This is a genomic window from Aliivibrio kagoshimensis, assembly GCF_050337105.1.
GTDB lineage: Bacteria > Pseudomonadota > Gammaproteobacteria > Enterobacterales > Vibrionaceae > Aliivibrio_A > Aliivibrio_A kagoshimensis.
Window position 1 is genome coordinate 1 of sequence record NZ_JAKJSQ010000133.1, and the last position, 3,673, is coordinate 3,673.

The following is a 3,673-nucleotide window of genomic DNA, read 5'->3' on the forward strand; positions in this document are numbered from 1 at the left end:
ATCTTATATATCGTTTTTTAAAATAAAGCCCTTAAATGTTTGGTTCTAATAATGAAAATAGAATGCCCGCATTGCCAGCATGACAATGATATTGAGTTTGCAAAAAACATCTCATGTAAAGAGTGTGAAAAGAGCTTCGAAGGGTTTAAATTTAGCAAAAGAGCACTAATCTCTGCAAGCACGGCACTTTTTGTGGGGGCGATGGGTGGATATAAGGTTAATGCATCTTTGGAAGAGGTAAGATACCCATTAGCAGTCGAGTATGCCATTGTCGATAGCTGTATCAACTCATCCAAAAATCAAATGTCTACTCGTCGCTACGAGACTAAAAGAGAGCTTTGTTTATGTGCATTAGATAAAACAATGGAAGATGTCTCTTATACCACCTACAACTCGGAATCTAACGAATTTATTACAACACTTAGGCAGAATGCGAAACTCTGTAAATAGAAGTGGCGGCCATTAGCCGCCACATAATACGATGTTACTTCTTAGGTACGTTGCCACGGCCAGGGCCTGATGGATTAGGTGTTTTACTTGGGTAGTTTGGATTTGGCTTGTTCATGGTGATATTCCTTATTTAGAGTTTTGGTTTTTAGCAGCCGCTTTATCTGCTCTTGCGGGGAAGGAGCCTTTGGACGTTTTCCCATCACCACTTTTTGCATTACTTGATTTTATACGAGCAGCGGCTTCTGGTGTCATTGGTGCTTTTGACTTAGTCATGATTTATCCTTTTTTTAAGCAACTTTAATTTAAGTAACAGTGCGTCTTCGCTAAGACAAAGTAATCATAACTAGGAGGCTAGGGACAGATGGGGACACACACAAAACAAAAGCAACAACAAATTCAACAAGCTTTGGATGCATTGAGCTGGAGCCATAATCAGTTAGCTAATTTGCTGTATGACGAGCTCAATGATAACGATGATTTTAAAGAGACTGACAAAGACGATATTCGTAAGCTGGGGCAAAATATAAAAAAACAGCTACAGCGCGCAACGACAAATGAAGCGAGACTTGATCAGTACCTTCGTATTCTTTCAGAACACCCTGACTACCAGGCACTTAATTTAGGATTGATTCTGCCACACTATGTACCTCATCGTAGTATCAATGAAGAACTAGCACTTCAGCTGACGCAGCTATCCTCTAAGTTGGATTGTTTTGATGAAGATAAAAAAGACCGCTAAGTTAGCGATCTTTAGGAGTAAAACTATTTGGGTATAAATGCGAATTACGCGGTTTCATAAATCGCAGCTTCCAACTCGTTTACAGCTTCTAGGTATTGAGATTTTCCACCAAATCCTTTTTTAATGATCTCTAATGGTCTTCCCATCTCGTCAAAAGGCTTCACTTTGAGAACGTGGATATTTTCAATTTCCTGCACACCTTCATCGGCGTACTTATCGAGCAGGTTACTTAATACTTGCTGTGCAGTATCACCATATTTAGTGAAGTAGTTACGCTTCTTAACGTTGTCTGCCCGTTCTTTACGAGTGAACGCGGGTTGGTCATAGACGACATGGCAAATCATATCGAATGGGTCCATCTCTTTGCCCACTTCATCTTCAAGCGCTTCCCATAAAATACCCGCTTCAGCTAACTCATCAATAATGACCTGTTTACGGTCTGATTCATTCCAACGCTTGGTAAACTCATCAAGTGAAGAGAACTGCTTCACCATGGTTTTACGGGTGTAATCTTTGAATGATTCGGTGACTAACTTGCCGTCTGAATCGTAGTACTGAACGCGCTCAGCCAACGCCTTTACTGCGACACCGTTTACATGGAATTTACGGACTCGGTTTTCATCATCCCAATCATCGCTGTTCCCAGTGCCACCATCCGTTGAGTCACCGAAGTCATCACCATAGACTGACTCTGGTTCTTGGATTGAATTTGGATCAATATCTTCATCACCAAATGGGTCATCAACATCGACGCCATCAACCCCATCTATGATGTCATCCAAACCTTCATCACTATCAAAATCTTCTGGTGTGGTCACTTTTACTCGCTCAGGCGTACCATCAAAGCGTTCATCAGCAAACAACTCTGTGGCTTTTTTGAAATCGAGAATAGTGAACCAAAGTTTGCCATAGCGATCGTCAATACGGGTCCCACGACCAATGACCTGCTTGAACTTGGTCATTGATTGAATACCTTGGTCAAGCACAACTAGCTTACAAGTTTTGGCATCAACACCCGTGCTCATCAGCTCTGAGGTTGTGGCTATGACTGGGTATTTCTTTTTAGGATTAATAAAGTTATCAAGTTGAGCTTTGCCTATTTCATCATCACCCGTGATTTTCATAACGTACTTTTCATTTCTCTTTACTTGATCCGGGTTCAAGTTAACCAATGCACGACGCATTCGCTCGGCATGATCAATATCATTACAGAAGACAATGGTTTTTGACATTGGGTCGGTGCGTTTTAAGTAGTTTGTAATGGTTTGAGCGACGAGTTCAGTACGCTCATCAATCACCATAGTGCGGTCAAAATCTTTTTGATTATAGATTCTGTCTTCGATCACTTCACCGTGTTTATCTGTTTGCCCTTTGGTTGGTCTCCAACCTTGCACATCAACATCTATATCAACACGAACCACTTTGTAAGGCGCTAAAAAACCATCCTCAATCCCCTCTTTCAGAGAGTAGGTATAAACAGGGTCGCCAAAGTATTCAATGTTTGAGACTTCATCGGTCTCTTTTGGGGTTGCAGTTAAACCCACTTGAGTCGCAGAGTTGAAGTACTCTAAGATTTCACGCCATGCACTGTCTTCTGACGCGCTGCCTCTATGACACTCGTCTATTATGATGAGATCAAAAAAGTTTGGATCTACCTGCTTATAAGCTTTCTGCTCTTCTTCTGGCCCTGTGAGTGCCTGATACAGGGCAAGATGGACTTCAAAAGCAGGATCGACTTTTCGCCCTGTAATCTTGGTCATCGCGGTGCCAAAAGGCTGGAAGTCATTGGTTTTTGTCTGGTCAACAAGGATGTTTCTGTCCGCTAGAAATAGGATTCGTTTCTTAGCTTTTGCTTTCCATAATCGCCAAATGATTTGAAACGCTGTATAGGTTTTCCCTGTACCTGTCGCCATGACTAACAAGATTCGGTCTTGACCTGCAGCAACAGCTTCAACGGTTTTATTGATGGCCTGAAGTTGATAATAACGTGGAGATTTACCACCGCCATCATCGTGATAATCTTGAGTGATAACAGGCAAATGTTCTGCTTTGTAGCCTTTCCATATACAGTACTTATCCCACAGTTGCTGTGGTGTTGGGAAGTCTTCTAAACGAATTTCGCTTTCTAACTGAGCGGGATTAGTTAAGTCTCTAAAAATGAAACCATCACCGTTGGACGCAAAAACAAATGGGACTTCGAGAAGACGAGCATAGTCCATCCCCTGCTGCATACCTTTACCAACTTCGTGTTTATTGGCTTTCGCTTCAACAACTGCCAGCGGCATACTCGGCTTATGATAGAGCACAATGTCGGCAGACTTCACTTTCTGACGAGCGGCAACTTGACCTCTAACAATCACTTTACCATCACGTAGCTTCACCTCTTGGCGAATTTGAGTCATATCATCCCAGCCTGCACCAGTAATTGCAGGCAGAATAAATTTAGTGATGATGTCCGTTTCCGATAATTTCGTTTTATTAATA

Annotated in this window: 4 protein-coding genes; 2 read left to right on the forward strand and 2 right to left on the reverse strand. The window is 41.9% G+C overall.

The annotated features are described in order from the left end of the window. The first annotated feature begins 51 nt into the window (after nt 1-51). On the forward strand, nt 52-450 hold the full coding sequence (locus L4C32_RS20360) for a hypothetical protein (protein ID WP_428198719.1): 399 nt from the start codon (nt 52-54) through the stop codon (nt 448-450). A 126-nt stretch (nt 451-576) separates the two neighbouring features. On the opposite strand, the gene L4C32_RS20365 is transcribed toward L4C32_RS20360, so the two are convergent. Then, a complete protein-coding gene (locus tag L4C32_RS20365) occupies nt 577-723 on the reverse strand; it encodes a hypothetical protein (protein ID WP_428198720.1) in 147 nt (48 codons plus the stop codon). 88 nt (nt 724-811) lie between these two features. On the opposite strand from L4C32_RS20365, the gene L4C32_RS20370 reads away from it, so the two are divergent. Continuing rightward, nucleotides 812-1,189: an elongation factor Ts gene (locus tag L4C32_RS20370; RefSeq protein ID WP_428198721.1), complete on the forward strand. Its 378-nt coding sequence runs from the start codon at nt 812-814 to the stop codon at nt 1,187-1,189. A gap of 44 nt (nt 1,190-1,233) precedes the next feature. Here L4C32_RS20370 and hsdR read toward each other — a convergent pair whose 3' ends face one another. Continuing rightward, entirely contained in the window at nt 1,234-3,672 is a 2,439-nt protein-coding gene (gene hsdR / locus L4C32_RS20375) for an EcoAI/FtnUII family type I restriction enzme subunit R (RefSeq protein ID WP_428198722.1), read from the reverse strand. Nucleotide 3,673: the final 1 nt, after the last annotated feature.

Excerpts from the sequence above, each read along its gene's own strand:
- L4C32_RS20360 (WP_428198719.1), top strand. The coding sequence starts at position 52 with ATGAAAATAGAATGCCCGCATTGCCAGCATGACAATGATATTGAGTTT.
- L4C32_RS20365 (WP_428198720.1), bottom strand. The coding sequence starts at position 723 with ATGACTAAGTCAAAAGCACCAATGACACCAGAAGCCGCTGCTCGTATA.
- L4C32_RS20370 (WP_428198721.1), top strand. The coding sequence starts at position 812 with ATGGGGACACACACAAAACAAAAGCAACAACAAATTCAACAAGCTTTG.